Source organism: Rhodoflexus caldus, assembly GCF_021206925.1.
Taxonomy (GTDB): domain Bacteria; phylum Bacteroidota; class Bacteroidia; order Cytophagales; family Thermoflexibacteraceae; genus Rhodoflexus; species Rhodoflexus caldus.
The window spans coordinates 236,125-250,709 of record NZ_JAJPRF010000005.1; the positions used below are offsets into that span (position 1 = coordinate 236,125).

General features: G+C 48.9%; 13 protein-coding genes. 6 read left to right on the plus strand and 7 right to left on the minus strand.

Going from position 1 to position 14,585, the window contains the following annotated elements; translation table 11 throughout:
- Positions 1-98 precede the first annotated feature (98 nt).
- The 5 genes from NDK19_RS08610 to ccoS all read right to left on the minus strand — a co-directional run bounded on the left by NDK19_RS08610 (position 99) and on the right by ccoS (position 5,443).
- Complete coding sequence (locus NDK19_RS08610) at positions 99-1,439, minus strand: sugar porter family MFS transporter (protein ID WP_250631464.1); 1,341 nt, start codon at positions 1,437-1,439, stop codon at positions 99-101.
- 228 nt (positions 1,440-1,667) lie between these two features.
- The gene (locus NDK19_RS08615; protein ID WP_250631465.1) at positions 1,668-2,873 is read right to left on the minus strand and encodes a c-type cytochrome; all 1,206 of its coding nucleotides are present in this window, start codon (positions 2,871-2,873) and stop codon (positions 1,668-1,670) included.
- A 31-nt stretch (positions 2,874-2,904) separates the two neighbouring features.
- Positions 2,905-3,078, minus strand: coding sequence for a CcoQ/FixQ family Cbb3-type cytochrome c oxidase assembly chaperone (locus NDK19_RS08620; RefSeq protein WP_250631466.1), 174 nt, complete (start codon positions 3,076-3,078; stop codon positions 2,905-2,907).
- 2 nt (positions 3,079-3,080) lie between these two features.
- Positions 3,081-5,249: a cytochrome-c oxidase, cbb3-type subunit I gene (ccoN, locus tag NDK19_RS08625; RefSeq protein WP_250631467.1), complete on the minus strand. Its 2,169-nt coding sequence runs from the start codon at positions 5,247-5,249 to the stop codon at positions 3,081-3,083.
- Positions 5,250-5,272: 23 nt separating this feature from the next.
- Positions 5,273-5,443, minus strand: a complete 171-nt coding sequence (gene ccoS, locus NDK19_RS08630) for a cbb3-type cytochrome oxidase assembly protein CcoS (RefSeq protein ID WP_250631468.1) — start codon at positions 5,441-5,443, stop codon at positions 5,273-5,275.
- 220 nt (positions 5,444-5,663) lie between these two features.
- Here ccoS and NDK19_RS08635 point away from each other — a divergent pair, with 220 nt between their 5' ends.
- From NDK19_RS08635 to NDK19_RS08650, 4 genes are all read left to right on the plus strand, one after another.
- The gene (locus NDK19_RS08635; protein WP_250631469.1) at positions 5,664-8,798 is read left to right on the plus strand and encodes a PAS domain-containing protein; all 3,135 of its coding nucleotides are present in this window, start codon (positions 5,664-5,666) and stop codon (positions 8,796-8,798) included.
- Positions 8,799-9,001: 203 nt separating this feature from the next.
- Positions 9,002-9,607 (plus strand): Uma2 family endonuclease, encoded by a 606-nt coding sequence (locus tag NDK19_RS08640; RefSeq protein WP_250631470.1) that lies wholly within the window; start codon positions 9,002-9,004, stop codon positions 9,605-9,607.
- A gap of 15 nt (positions 9,608-9,622) precedes the next feature.
- On the plus strand, positions 9,623-10,228 hold the full coding sequence (locus NDK19_RS08645) for a Uma2 family endonuclease (protein ID WP_250631471.1): 606 nt from the start codon (positions 9,623-9,625) through the stop codon (positions 10,226-10,228).
- Positions 10,229-10,232: 4 nt separating this feature from the next.
- Positions 10,233-10,850 carry a hypothetical protein gene (locus NDK19_RS08650; RefSeq protein WP_250631472.1) on the plus strand — a complete coding sequence of 206 codons (618 nt, stop codon included), beginning with the start codon at positions 10,233-10,235 and terminating at the stop codon, positions 10,848-10,850.
- Between the two features lie 37 nt (positions 10,851-10,887).
- On the opposite strand, the gene NDK19_RS08655 is transcribed toward NDK19_RS08650, so the two are convergent.
- Entirely contained in the window at positions 10,888-11,097 is a 210-nt protein-coding gene (locus tag NDK19_RS08655) for a hypothetical protein (RefSeq protein ID WP_250631473.1), read from the minus strand.
- A gap of 59 nt (positions 11,098-11,156) precedes the next feature.
- The gene (prfA, locus tag NDK19_RS08660) at positions 11,157-12,230 is read right to left on the minus strand and encodes a peptide chain release factor 1 (RefSeq protein ID WP_250631474.1); all 1,074 of its coding nucleotides are present in this window, start codon (positions 12,228-12,230) and stop codon (positions 11,157-11,159) included.
- Between the two features lie 122 nt (positions 12,231-12,352).
- Between prfA and NDK19_RS08665 the strand changes: the two genes are divergently transcribed.
- Positions 12,353-13,684: a DUF2157 domain-containing protein gene (locus tag NDK19_RS08665; protein ID WP_250631475.1), complete on the plus strand. Its 1,332-nt coding sequence runs from the start codon at positions 12,353-12,355 to the stop codon at positions 13,682-13,684.
- A gap of 48 nt (positions 13,685-13,732) precedes the next feature.
- On the plus strand, positions 13,733-14,585 hold an 853-nt coding region (locus NDK19_RS08670), incomplete at its 3' end, for an AAA-like domain-containing protein (protein WP_250631476.1).

Below are 14,585 nucleotides of genomic sequence, written 5' to 3' on the forward strand. Positions count from 1 at the left end.
TCTAACAGCAACAGCAAACCCGATGCACAGCATGGATGCATCGGGTTTGCCATTAGTCGCATACCCAAATCAGGTTTCAGATGCGCAAACACCAAATTTTAATGATGAGACAGGCCGAGTTCCTGCTGAATTTCTTCTAATGATTTTCCTTTTGTTTCGGGAATGAAGCGCTGTACAAAGAGCAGGGTAATTACACTCAGCACGGCAAAAATGCCGAATGCCGTTGCGCCACCTGCGTTTTGCAAAATCCATGGGAAAGTCTGAACGACCAAGAAGGTAGATGACCAATGCAAGAAGATAGAAAACGACATGGCAGCACCCCGAATGCGGTTCGGGTACAGTTCGGCAACCACTACCCACATCACAGGAGCAAGCGAAGCTGCAAAAGATGCGATATAGCCCAAAATGGCAAACAGCACCCAATAACCCTCCAACTTATTCATGGCAAAGGCTGCCACCAGAATGCCCAGCGAAACAGCCATGCCCGCCGAACCCCACAGCATCAGCGACTTGCGCCCCGCGCGGTCTATCAGCCAGATAGCCACGAAGGTAAACGAGAGGTTAATTACCCCGATGATGATAGATTGCCAAAAAGCCGAACCGACGCCGGCACCTGCTTTCATAAAAATTGTCGGTGCGTAATAAATAATTGCGTTAATGCCCGTGATTTGCTGAAAGCAAGCCAGCAGCGTACCAATGGTAATCACATAGCCCATTTTGCCTTTAAACAGGCTGCCAAAATTTACCTGCTCGCGGTTGCTTCCCGCAAGCGAATCTTTAATTTCTACCATTGCACTCTCGGCGAAAGCAGCGCCGTTGATTTTGGTAAGCACCTGCAATGCCTCATCTGCGCGGTTATTTTGCACCAACCAGCGCGGGCTCTCCGGCACAAACAGCAAAGCAATCAGGAAAAGTAAAGCAGGGGCAGTTTCTACGCCGAGCATCCATCGCCAATTGTTTTCACCCAAGCCCACCAGCAAGTAGTTGGAGATGTACACTATCAAAATACCGATAACAATCATCAACTGATTGAGCGAAACAAGCCTTCCGCGCACATTGGCGGGCGATATTTCAGAAATATAGGTAGGGCAAAGAACGGATGCAGCACCGATGCCTAATCCACCTACGATGCGGAAAATAATAAACAGGTCAAAAGAAGTGGCGATGGCTGTTACAATAGCTGACAGCGTGAAAAAAATACCGGTGGCAATGAGCACGAGCTTGCGCCCGAATCGGTCGCTGAGTGCGCCCGAGCTCGCCGCCCCGATAGCACAGCCGATAATGGCACAGCCCACAGCCCAGCCTTCGCCGATTTCGTCTAACTGAAAATAGGTTTTGACAAAGGGAATTGCCCCCGCAATAACGGCAGTATCAAAGCCAAATAAAAAGCCGCCAAATGCGGCAATAAATGTGATGAACAGTAGGAAGTTGTTTTTCATTTTCAATTCGCTTTTGCCAAAGATAAGTAAGTAATCACATTAGAGCATACTTTTTACCGCAGCGTTCGCAAAGGCTCAACGCGGAATACGCTAAGAAAGTATACTTGGCGCAACACTTGGCGGTAGAACAATTTAAAGTATACTCTGTTACTTGGTTGTTTGCCAAATAAAAAACCGCTCTGCAAGGCGGAGCGGCTTTCGCAAATATGAATCAGCTTTAAAGATTTTCTACTTCATTTCAGTGCCTTGCGGCGCTTTGGCATTGGGCGGATTAGAGCCTTCCATTGTTTTGATATAGCTGGCTACTTGCAGGATTTCCTCATCGGAAAGTTTACCCTTCCACGAAATCATCCCTTTGGCAGGCACACCTTCGCGGATGACTTGGAATACATCGGCCAATTGTCCGCCATGCAGATAGAATTTATCGGTCAGGTTAGGCCCTACGCCGCCTTCCAATGCTTTGCCGTGGCAGGCTACACAGTTTTGGTCAAATACTTTTTTGGCATTTTCCAACTGTGCTTTGTCCGAAATCTGAACGATTTGCACTTTCACGCGGTCTTTATTGTCGCCGTAGCGAAGTACTGCCTGTGCTACTTCGGTCTGATATTCGGCATCCTGTAAGTCGTTCAGGCGGAAAACGTGGTAGTTAAGCAGGTACACGATGCCAAAGCCGATGGTAACATAGAAGAAATACGCTAACCACGGAGGCATACCGTTGTCCAACTCTTGAATACCGTCGTAGCTGTGGTCGGCCATTATCTCGTTATTGGCAACGCCGCTGAACAACCCGCGAATATCGGAAAGAATGCCTTTACCCAGCTCGGGCAGTCGTTTAACGGCTGCTTCGCCTTCGGGTTTAGGCTCCAGCGCATTTTGCAGGCTGATTAACTGACTGATGAGGGCTACTACCGCCGCACCAATCAGCATAATGAAAGCGGCAAAGGTTGTAACAATAATTTTTTCATTGTCAGACAGTTTTACGCCGGCAGATGCTGCTGCGGCAGGTACGCTCCCCGACGTAGCAGTTGCAGTAACAACCGGAGCAGGCGGTGCTTCGGGCTGCGCTACTTTCAGATAGCTCACCAGCGCCTCAATGCCCGCTTCGGGTATAGTACCCTCAAAAGCCGTCATGGCCACTTTGTTGTATTTTTCAAAAACCGCTTTAGCATCCGCATCGCCTTGCTCAATCATGCGGGTAGAGTTTTTGATAAAAGATTTTACCCATTCGGGCTTACGGCGGTCTAATACACCTACTAAATTAGGCCCGATAAGGTCTTCGCCCAACTTGTGGCAGGTAATACAGTTTTCGGTGAATAATTTTTTACCTTCGGCAACTGCCGCATCATCCTGTGCCTGCGCACTGAGGCTGCATCCTGCTATCAGAATGCCCGCCAAGGCGGCTTTGGTATATGATTTTAATTGTTCGGTTCGCATAAGAGAATAGCTTAGCATGAAAAAATGTTTGTCAGTTGTCCTCGTCGCTGTCTTTAAGAGGCAGTTCGGAGAGTGCTTGCATGGACTCCTTGTTTGCGCGAAACGCATAAACAAGTGCGGCGGTGAATAGCGTAAAGAATATGGTTAGGGAGATGATGGGGTAAATATCTACCCCATCAATAGACTCTAAAACGTTGCGAATCATGGCTATTGACTGTTTTTCTTAATGTCAGTTCCCAAGCGCTGCATGTAGGCAATCAATGCTACAATTTCCTTGTCTGGTTTTACCTCTATGCCGGCCTCTTTGAGGTTCTGCACAATTTGATTGGCTTGTTTTTTCAGGTCTTCGTTAGCAGTAGCCTCATAACCTTCGGCATAAGGCACACCCAGCGTGCGCATGGCTTTGATTTTGTCGCCCGTATCTTCTGTGTTAAGCGTTTGTTCAAACAGCCATGGGTAAGGCGGCATGATGGAGCCCGGGGTCATGGTTGTCGGGTCTAACATGTGGTGGTAATGCCATGAGTCGGGATATTTGCCGCCTACGCGGAGTAAGTCCGGGCCGGTTCGTTTAGAACCCCACAAGAATGGGTGCTCATACACATACTCACCTGCTTTGGAGTACTCACCGTAGCGCTCGGTTTCCGAACGGAACGGGCGAATCATTTGAGAGTGGCAACCTACGCAACCCTCGCGGATGTAAAGGTCTCTGCCTTGCAGTTCCAAAGGTGTGTAAGGCATTACACTCGCCAGTGTTGGTACGTTCGATTTAACTAACCATGTCGGTACTAACTCGACGATACTGCCAATTAGAATGGCAACGGTAGCCCAGAAAGCCATTTGTACGGGACGGCGCTCTAATCGGCGATGCCAGAAATCGCCTTCGTGGTTGGTATGCAATACGCCGCGTGCATAGGCTTGTGCAGGCTCATCTGCCAGAAACTTGCCGCCTACGGCAGTCATCACCAAGTTGTATGTCATCATCAGTACGCCTGTCAGATACAGCAGACCACCTACCGCACGCATGGCGTACATCGGAATAACGGCATTAACGGTTTCAATAAAGTTCGGGTATTGCAACATGCCTTCTGCATTGAATTGCTTCCACATCAAACCTTGTGTAAAGCCTGACCAGTACATCGGGATGGCATAGAACAAGATACCCAGTGTGCCAATCCAGAAATGCGCGTTAGCCAATTTCCAAGAGTACAATTGGGTGCGGAACATGCGTGGGAACAGCCAGTAGAACATGGCAAAGCTCAAAAATCCGTTCCATGCCAGTGCGCCTACGTGTACGTGTCCGACAATCCAATCGGTGAAGTGTCCAATAGCGTTTACGTTTTTCAGTGAAAGCATCGGGCCTTCAAAAGTTGCCATGCCGTAACCGGTCAGTGCTACTACGAAGAATTTCAGGATAACGTCTTCACGCACTTTGTCCCATGCACCGCGCAGGGTAAGCAGGCCGTTCACCATACCGCCCCATGAGGGAGCAATCAGCATTACAGAGAAGACTGTTCCTAACGATTGCGCCCAGTCGGGCATAGCTGAGTACAACAGGTGGTGCGGGCCTGCCCAAATGTAGATAAATATCAATGACCAGAAGTGAACGATGGACAAACGGTAAGAATATACCGGACGCTGGGCTGCCTTGGGCAAGAAGTAGTACATCAAACCCAAATAAGGCGTAGTGAGGAAGAATGCCACCGCGTTGTGTCCGTACCACCATTGTACCAGCGCATCTTGTACGCCTGCAAAGAGTGAGTAGCTTTTCAAAAACGAAACAGGCAGCTCAAAAGAATTGACAATGTGCAACACCGCAACCGTTACGAAAGTGGCAATGTAGAACCACATCGCTACGTAGATATGCTCTTCGCGGCGTTTAACCATTGTACCAATCATGTTAATGCCGAAAACCACCCACACAACGGCAATGGCAATATCAATCGGCCACTCCAACTCGGCATATTCTTTGGAAGTTGTGATACCTAACGGCAGTGTAATAGCAGCAGCTACAATAATCAATTGCCAGCCCCAGAAGTGGATTTTGCTCAGTAAGTCGCTGTACATCCGCGCTTTGCAAAGGCGCTGGATGGAATAGTAAACGCCCGCAAAAATGGCATTGCCGACAAAAGCAAAAATAACGGCGTTGGTGTGCAACGGGCGCAACCGACCGAATGTGGTGTATTGGATGCCGAAATTCAGTTCGGGATAAACCAATTGCAGGGCAATCCACAAGCCTACGGTCATCCCCACAATACCGAAGATAATGGAGGCATAGGCAAAATTGCGCACAATCGCATTATCATAACTGAATTGCTCCAGCATTGCCCCGGCGGGGACTTTCTTTTCCTCTTGGGTGAGTGTTTGCGGAGTTATCATAATGGTAGCAAATTGTTGGTTGATTACTTTATTTCAGTGGTTGATTGTTTTTTCAGTTCATCATCAAAAAGCATCCGTACGCTGGGCGTGTAGCTGTCATCGTACTGCCCGCTGCGAACCGACCAAATGAATATGCCTAAGAAAATCAGAGCCACTGTAATACTGATTCCAATAAGTAGAAAAATGACGCTCATAAAAATCCGGCTTTAAATTTTCTTCAAAACAACAGAACGCAACGGGCAAAAAAGATGATGTACGTCATCAATTGCGGATTTTTTTGCTATCATTAGCTTTTTTAATTTGGTGAGCTTGAAGAACGCGGATTGTTAACCGATGTTTTCCTAACATCTCAATCAGCATTCATTCGTGTTATCTGTCAAAATCTGTGTTCCGAGATATTCTTTACCAACAACCATGAATCAACCCAACCCGAACCCGCCTTCGTTTTCCCCTTTTGCCGCCATTGCCACGGCAACGGCTTTTGCCCTGATTATCTGCGTATTATGGCTATTGGGCGAGCCCATGTTGCCCGCATGGAGCATTCCGCTGGCTGCCGTTGCAGGCGCACTTGTCGTAGGCGGGGTGCTTTGGCGACAGGCTCAACAGCTCAATAACGCCGTTGTATGGCAACACCAAGAGTGGCAACACAGCAGTCAAGAAGCACAGCAACAGTGCCAAGACCGCATCAGTGCCTTGCAAAGCGAAGCCCGACAACTCACCGACCGCCTGAACCTGACCTATGCAGCCATTACCCAAGCAACTGCGGCAAAAGATTTACCCGAGCAACTGCAAAACCTCACCCGAGGGGCTGCTTCTGCCTTTGAAATATGGCTCTTGCAAGCCGATACGCTGCAATTTTTGGGCGGAACTACGGCAAGAAGCTACGACAAACCGTCTGTAACCGCGCCCCAAAACCTGTGGCAGTGGCTGGAACAACAACCTCAGGGCTTTGCGTGGCACAGCCCCGCCGAGACATTCCCCGAACCGACGCAAAATTTTCAGGCAACCTTTGTGCTGCCGCATCAAATTGCCGAGGGCAAACTGCTTACTTGGCAACTGCCTTCGGGAGAAAAGGGCTTTTTTCTGTTGGAAAAAATTACCGATGAATTGCTTACCAATGCACATTTGCAATTGGTGCGGGGCGTATTGGAACAGCATTTTACCCGAAAACAAGCCCGCGAAAACGCCGTAAAAATCGGTGAGCTGACAGCGCAAACGGCTGCCCTTGAAGAGCAGTTGCGGCAAAAAGAATCAGCCGTGCAACAGTTGCAACAACTCATCGGCGAAACCCGCACAGAGTTGAGCGCACAGAAAAACGAGTGTGCGCTGTTGCAAGACGAGTACAGGCTTATCTATGAAGGCGCACCCGGTGGCTTGGCATACTACACCGCCGAAGAGCCGATTGGCTTGTTCTACGAACCCGAAGAGCAGGTGCGTTTGCTGCATCGGCATTTGAAACTCAAATCCTGCAACAGCCAGTTTGCCCGCCGATACGGGCAGGAACATCCCCGACAAATGGAAGGTTCGCGCTTTGAAGCCCTGTTTCCTAATCCCAACGGGCGCGATACACTGGCAATTTTGGGGCAAATGCTCAAAAACGGACAGTTCGCCGAGGAAACCTTAGAGCAGGACAAAGAAGGCAACCTTTACCGCTGTTACAGGCAATACCGCGCCGTAAAGGCAGAAAATCATTTGTTGGGTGTTCTGGTGGCGCACCTGCGCTTTGCCAAACTCACCCCCGATGTTTCGCAAGCCGCGCTGCACGAGCGACAACTGCGCGCATGGGTAACGCGGCTGCCTGCCCTTTCCGCTTTGGCGGATGTTTCGGGCAATGTGAAAGAGCTTTCGCTCATGCTGGAAACCTTCACGGGCTTGCAAAAAGGGCAAAACCTGTTTTCGCTCATCCATCCCGAAGATTTGGCGGAAGTGCAACAGAAATACTACGCCGGTGCAGCCGCTTTGGACAGCATCCGTACCTTTGCGGCGCGTTTCCGCAATCGGGAAAACCAGTGGCGCGAAGGTGAGTTTACCCTGCACAATGCCAACGACGAATCAGTAGGCGGCGGCATGATTATCACCATCCGCGATGCTACCCAAGCCAACGAACGGCAGCGCAACAGGCAGGCGCAAATAGCACTGCTCACTGCCGTTTTGGACAACCTTGCCGACCCTGTTGCGGCAACGGATGCCAAACAAAACTTCCTGTATGCCAACCCTGCCATGAAGGCGCTGGCAGGCAACAATCACCTGCCGATAGAAGCATTGGCGCAACCGCCCGAAATAGCGGCACACTTGCTCTACAAGGGCGGCACGGCTGAAATTCGCTGGCGCAATCAGGCTTTGCAGCAAACACAGCGCATGGAAACGCACGTAGTCAAGTTGCCCGTGAATGCCGCAGGCGCACACACCGTTATTCATCTGCACGACGTAACCCGCAGCCGCCAACAGGCAGAGCACTTGCAGTTGCAATTGGATAAATTTTCGGGCATAACTTTGCAGGCGGCGGCAGCCATCGCCCTATGCGCCCCCGACGGCGAAATTCGCTGGGCAAACGAGGCGTTCCGCCAAGTTTTGGGATTTGGCAAAGAAGAAAAAATCAGCCTGTTGCAACTCTCTGACAGTGAGTCGGATACAAACCCGCAGGCATTGCTGGAAGAGGTAATCTTGCAGCCCGAACAAACCCTGTGCGCGGCGTTTTCATTCATCAACGCCAAAGGCAAAAAATGCTGGGGCGAGTGGACACTGCTCAATCTGGTGCGCCAAGAGGCAATCGGCGGGGTGCTGATTACCCTGCATGAGTGTACGGATGTGAAAATCTACGTCGAGAAATTAGCCCGACACTATCGGCACAGCCGCGCCCTGCTCAACCTTACCCGACAGGCAATCGTTCTGACAGACAAGGAAGGGCGCACACTTCTTTGGACTGCCGCCGCCGACTTTCTGCAACTGCGCGAAGGACAGCGCATCCAACGCTTGCACGACGATGATTTTTGGCAAACCGAAAACGGGCAAACCTTCCGCCATAGGCACACGCGGGCAGGCGAATATGCCACTGCCGATGTGGAAAACATCACCCCGCTTACAGAGTTGCGCGAGGCATTAGCCGATGCCCTTGCTGCCGAAAAAGAACAGGTGCGCCATACGTGCGATATAATCCTGCGCTTTGAGGCAATGCTTGCCGAACAACAAGCCCGCATCAACGCCTTGCAACACACTACCGATTTGGCGGTGCAAACTGCCGTTTCGGGTGCACAGGCAATAGCCGAAGCCCGCGCCCTGCTGCCCGAAATAGCATCAGCAAGCGAGTTGTTGCCTGTTTTGCAACACTGCATTCAGGATTGGTCGGCACTGCTGGAACGCTACGAAGAAATCGGCGAAACAACCGACATTGCCGCCAAACTACTGGAAATCAGCGCATTTCGCACCATCATATCAGGCTACGAACTGCCTGAAAAAACGCGGCAACTCATTGACTCATTGGCAGAAAAGCTAGGGGCTATCCATATGGCAATCAATCACTTGCAGCGTTTAGAGCCTGCTTTGAAATAGGAATCGGCATTTTTTGCGTAATTTTACGAGAGCTATATTAATTAATAGCTGCGTCCTTTTCTACACCGCCGGCAGGGACTTTTTCCGCTGAAGGGGTATTAGGTATCCCTGCCGGCAAGTGAAGCTCTGTCAGAGGATTAGGATGAAGGTGCTTTAACTTGACTGCTGCCTATTAAACCCGTTGATAAAATACCTGCTGCTTTATGGAACAACTCATCACCGACATATCCCAATTAGACCCGAACGGCATTTACACCTATGCCGACTATCTGCGCTGGCGATTTGAGGAACGCATAGAACTGATTAAAGGCAAAATCTTCAAAATGTCGCCCGCACCAAGTGCGAAGCATCAACATATTGCTGCTCAAGTACAAGGTCTCTTATTTATATACCTGAGAGGGAAGTCCTGTAAACTGTATTCTGCCCCGTTTGACGTTCGTTTATTGGATAAAAAGAAGACAAGCCGTGCCAATGGGGAGGTTTACACGGTCGTGCAGCCCGATATTTCGGTTATATGCGACAAGTCCAAAATTGACGAACGCGGCTGCATCGGCGCTCCCGATTTGATTGTGGAAATCCTTTCGCCGGGCAATTCCAAAAAAGAAATCAAAACCAAATACGCCCTCTACGAAGAAAATGGCGTGCGCGAGTATTGGGTAGTCTATCCGTCGGAACAAAGTTTGTTTCAGTTCGTTTTGAACAACGAAGAAAAGTTTGTGCTAAAAGCCGCTTTCGCCGAGGACGAAGTGTTCAACGCACACATTTTCCCTGATTTACAGATAGATTTGGCAGAAGTTTTTGCAGAGTAAATGCTTGCAGGAAACATGGAACAACTCATCACCGACATATCCCAATTAGACCCGAACGGCATTTACACCTATGCCGACTATCTGCGCTGGCGATTTGAGGAACGCATAGAACTGATTAAAGGCAAAATCTTCAAAATGTCGCCCGCGCCAAGTGCAAGGCATCAGAAAATAGCAGGTAGGCTACACGGAAATATGTTTGTGTATTTTCGCCAAAGCACTTGTGAATTGTACCCTGCCCCGTTTGACGTTCGTTTATTGGACAAAAAGAAGACAAGCCGAGCCAATGGGGAGGTTTACACGGTCATACAGCCCGATATTTCCGTGATTTGCGACAAGGCAAAAATTGACGAACGCGGCTGCATCGGCGCTCCCGATTTGATTGTGGAAATCCTTTCGCCGGGCAATTCCAAAAAAGAAATCAAAACCAAATACGCCCTCTACGAAGAAAATGGCGTGCGCGAGTATTGGGTAGTCTATCCGTCGGAACAAAGTTTGTTTCAGTTCGTTTTGAACAACGAAGAAAAATTTGTATTGAAAGCCGCTTTTGCCGAGGACGAAGTGTTCAACGCACACATTTTCCCCGATTTACAGATAGATTTGGCGGAAATTTTTGCAGAGTAAACATATGCTCAAAGCCGCTTTCCGCCTGATTGTCAATGCCTGTTTTGCCATTGTGCGACGCGTGCTGCTAACAGCCGCGGGCGGTGCGGCTGTCAATTGGCTGTTTGCTGTCGTTTTGTTCGTTGCACTTTCGGGGTGGACTTTTGCAAAAGTTGCCCTTGTGGCCATCGTGTTTCTATTGGGTTTTCCCGTAGCTTGGTTGCTGCTGGGCAAAACCTACGGTTTGCGACAGGGCATTTACGAATTGGCTACCACGCACAAAATTGCACTTTTTGAATATTTGATATATCAACTGACAGTAATCGCACAAGCCAAAACTTTGGACAATCCGAAAATGCAACAAGGTTTATTGCAAAGTCGTCAATGGTTGGCGCAGATGCCCGCGCCCGTTCGTTGGGTGATTAGCGGGCTTGCAAACTATCTGCCACTCAACGAAATTTTACAGGAAGTGATTCAAAATCAAAAACTTACCGAAGAAAACCTGATAGCAATCAGTCGTTTGGCGGCTCAAAAGTTGGATACCCGCACCAATATCGGTTTGTTGCAACCTTCGCCGCGTCCGTTGCAAGTGCTGGCGGCGTTCAATTTGGCGGCAATGGTGTTGGCGGGTGTTTTAGCTTAGAGAATACACGTTGAAAATGATGCCGAGTATAAAGGGCTCATATATTCCAAAGCCTTTTCAACTCTTTTTCAAGAGTCTGATTTTCAAGCGTATATTCTAAAAAGTAGTTGAGCGTTTCTTCAAATGACCGACGCGCGCCTTTTAATGTTCGGTCATAGCCGGTAAGGTCTAAGGCGGGTGAGTAAACAAAATAGATATTGTCTTCCTTAAACTCAACGACGGGTAAAGAAACTTTGATTTTTCGCATAGCTGTATATAATTTCTAAGCTACACAAATATAAACAAAGCGTTCTTACTGCCCAAAAACTACGCCCCTGCCCCTTCTTTCAATCGTTCGGCATTGTCGGCGATGCGTAGTTGCTCAATAAATTCACCGATGTTGCCGTCCATTACCGAAGGCAGGTTATAGACCGTCAAGCCGATGCGGTGGTCGGTAACGCGGCTTTGCGGGTAGTTGTAGGTGCGGATTTTATCGGAACGGTCGCCGCTGCCTACCATAGAACGGCGCTGAGAATCAATGGCTTCGTGTTGTTTTTGCAACTCAATTTCGTAGAGGCGCGAACGCAATACTTTGAGGGCTTTCTCAAAGTTCTTGATTTGCGATTTTTCGTCTTGGCAGGAAACCACCAAACCCGTTGGGATGTGGGTCAGGCGCACGGCAGAGTAGGTCGTATTTACCGACTGCCCACCCGGACCGGACGAACAGAAGGTATCCTTGCGGATGTCGTTCATGTTGAGTTCCACTTCCACCTCTTCAGCTTCGGGCAGCACTGCCACGCTGGCAACCGAGGTGTGAATGCGCCCTTGCGTTTCGGTCGCGGGAACGCGCTGCACGCGATGAACGCCCGACTCATATTTGAGCATTCCGTACACGTCTTCGCCCGAAACCGAGCAGATAATTTCTTTATAGCCGCCTGCCGTACCTTCCGTATAGTCAATCAGTTCTACTTTCCAGCCTTGTTGTTCGGCAAAGCGTTGGTACATACGCATCAGGTCGCCGGCAAAAAGCGAAGCCTCATCGCCGCCTGCACCCGCACGGATTTCAAGAATAACGTTTTTGCTGTCGTTGGGGTCTTTGGGAATGAGCAGTTGCTTGATTTCTTCTTCTAATGCTTCCTGTTTGGGCTGCAATTCGTCCAATTCAGCCTTTGCCATTTCGCGGAAATCAGGGTCTTTTTCGGTGCGCAGCACTTCGCGGGCACTTTCAATATTGGAAAGCAACTGTTCGTACTCTTCGTATTTGCGCACAATTTTTTCCAACTCTTTGTACTCTTTGTTCAGTTTCGCATAGGCTTTCATGTCAGCCATGCTTTCGGGCTGAATAATCAAATGCGAAACTTCCTCAAAACGCTTCTTGATTTCTTTTAATTTGTCTATCATGGCAAAAGGCGCAAATCGCGGGCGCAAAGATACGCAAAAACTTAGTTTAAAATCATCGGGAAATCCAAACCAAATGCCTAACTTGAATCGCTCAATGATTCATTTACCCTCTCATCACATCCATGAAGCCGCTTTGGAACAAACTGCAACATGCCCCGCGATTTAAAGAAGAAATTAATGCGTGGGTAGCGGAAGGGATTATCAGCGAATCGCAAGCGCAGGAACTGATGCGTCGCTACGAATTGGATGTGCCGCCGCCGTGGTACATGCAGTCGGGGTGGCTGTTGCGCGGTATCGGTTTGCTGGTGGTGGCTGCGGGCATCCTGCTGCTGATTGCCGAAAATTGGCAGCACTTACCTGTTGTTGTGCAAATGCTCATTGGCTTGCTGCCCTTAGCGGCAAGTTATACTATTGCATGGCGCGAAGATGCCAAAGGCAGAACGCAACAGGCAGAACTGGCAATGCTTTTCGGCACGCTCTTGCTGGGTGTGAATATCTGGTTGCAGGCGCAGATTTTTCACATTTCGGCTTATTACCCTGATGGACTTTTATGGTGGATTATCGGTGCATTGCCCGTGATTTTTTGGTTTGGTAATAAAATCTTGCACTTTCTTTTTACTGCCTTGGCGTGCGTATGGTTGGGTATTCAGTTTGAATATGAGCAATTTTCACTCTGGGCAATACCGATTGTCGGCTTGCTGTGCTACATGGAATATCGCAAACCCAATGCGTGGACGCTGGTTGCCTGCATTGCGCTGGGGCTTTGGTTTTTCTTAGGTTTGCTCATTTACGAAGTGCGGCATTTCAGGCAAGGCAATTGGGGCGAATTTAACATTGCAGTGATGTTTGCCGCTGCCTATCCGCTGCTGTTTTTGCTGATTTTTCAACGCATAAAGCCCAACTACGGCGAACGCGCCGCGTGGCTGTTGGAAGCCTTGGCAATGCTATTTATTGCAGGGCTTTTCTTTGTGCTGACTTTTGAAGGGCCGTTGCAAGAGTTGGTGCGCTCTTCTGCCGGTGCATCGTTGCCCATTACCGTTTGGGGCATGACGGTTGTAGCGCTTGCCTTTGCCGCCTTTACGGTTGTACAAAACAAAGGACTGTTGCCCTACGTTGCTGCCTTTTTGCTAATGCTGATATGCTACCTGATACCCTCACTTGCCCTTTCTCATGAGGAAGGTCGCAGTATTTCTGCCGACACCTACCTTATTTTGATGAACACGGGTTTTGTACTTTTTGCAGTTGCGCAAATTGTTTCGGCAATAGCCATAACCCAACAAAAAGGCTCTTTTATGTCGGGAATTTTCTTTTTGATGGTGTGGCTGTTGGGGCGCTACATCGCGCTGGTGGAAGATTACGTTACTACGGCGATTATGTTCATTGCCTTTGGTGCGGGTATTTACTATCTGAGTTCGTGGTGGGATAAACGCCTGAACGCACAGTCGGGGAAGTGAAACGAATCGGTAGTATATCTTTGTTGGCAAGAAAACCGCCTAATGTTCATGAAAAAAGAATTCAACGTCACCGGTACGTGTCGCCCTGCCGAGCATTACATGATGGATGATACTCGCCGTTTTACGGCTATTATGGACTTTGTGGAACGGGGTAAATATTTTGTCATCAACCGCCCGCGGCAGTACGGGAAGACGACCATGCTTGCAGCCTTGCGCAAAGAGTTGCAAGAACGGAGCGACTACTTGCCCATTGTCATGAATTTTCAAGGCTTGGATTCTTCGGTATATGCAAGCGATATTGCTTTTGGGCAGTTTTTTTACAAACAACTTATCAGCGCTTTGCAGCGTTCACCGGAATTTGAAAATAAGCAAGTGTTAGCCGAATTACCTCTGCCTGAACACATTACCGACTTGTCCGAACGAATTACCGATATTGTTCACCTGACTCCTAAAAAGTTGGTTTTGCTGATAGATGAAGTAGATGCAAGCAGTAATTATGAGCCTTTTTTGGTTTTGCTGGGCATGTTGCGCACCAAGTTTTTGAACCGCGACCAGCCCGAACATGCTACCTTTCACAGCGTCGTATTGGCAGGCGTACATGATATTAAATCTTTGAAATTCAAGTTGCGCAACCCCGAAGACGCGCAGTACAACAGCCCTTGGAATATTGCAGCGGACTTTGATGTGGTAATGGAATTTTACCCCAACGAAATTGCCCATATGCTCAAAGAATACAGCCAAGCCGAAGGCGTGCAAATGGATTTTGAGGCAATTTCCGAGAGGTTGTACTACTACACGTCGGGCTATCCGTTTTTGGTGTCCAAACTTTGCAAAATAATTGCTGAAAAAATTCTGCCCCAAAAGGCAGACAAAAGCCGTTGGACATTGGATGATTTGGAAG

Coding starts and splice junctions, on each gene's coding strand:
- NDK19_RS08610 (WP_250631464.1), bottom strand. CDS start 1,439: ATGAAAAACAACTTCCTACTGTTCATCACATTTATTGCCGCATTTGGC.
- NDK19_RS08615 (WP_250631465.1), bottom strand. CDS start 2,873: ATGCGAACCGAACAATTAAAATCATATACCAAAGCCGCCTTGGCGGGC.
- NDK19_RS08620 (WP_250631466.1), bottom strand. CDS start 3,078: ATGATTCGCAACGTTTTAGAGTCTATTGATGGGGTAGATATTTACCCC.
- ccoN (WP_250631467.1), bottom strand. CDS start 5,249: ATGATAACTCCGCAAACACTCACCCAAGAGGAAAAGAAAGTCCCCGCC.
- ccoS (WP_250631468.1), bottom strand. CDS start 5,443: ATGAGCGTCATTTTTCTACTTATTGGAATCAGTATTACAGTGGCTCTG.
- NDK19_RS08635 (WP_250631469.1), top strand. CDS start 5,664: ATGAATCAACCCAACCCGAACCCGCCTTCGTTTTCCCCTTTTGCCGCC.
- NDK19_RS08640 (WP_250631470.1), top strand. CDS start 9,002: ATGGAACAACTCATCACCGACATATCCCAATTAGACCCGAACGGCATT.
- NDK19_RS08645 (WP_250631471.1), top strand. CDS start 9,623: ATGGAACAACTCATCACCGACATATCCCAATTAGACCCGAACGGCATT.
- NDK19_RS08650 (WP_250631472.1), top strand. CDS start 10,233: ATGCTCAAAGCCGCTTTCCGCCTGATTGTCAATGCCTGTTTTGCCATT.
- NDK19_RS08655 (WP_250631473.1), bottom strand. CDS start 11,097: ATGCGAAAAATCAAAGTTTCTTTACCCGTCGTTGAGTTTAAGGAAGAC.
- prfA (WP_250631474.1), bottom strand. CDS start 12,230: ATGATAGACAAATTAAAAGAAATCAAGAAGCGTTTTGAGGAAGTTTCG.
- NDK19_RS08665 (WP_250631475.1), top strand. CDS start 12,353: ATGAAGCCGCTTTGGAACAAACTGCAACATGCCCCGCGATTTAAAGAA.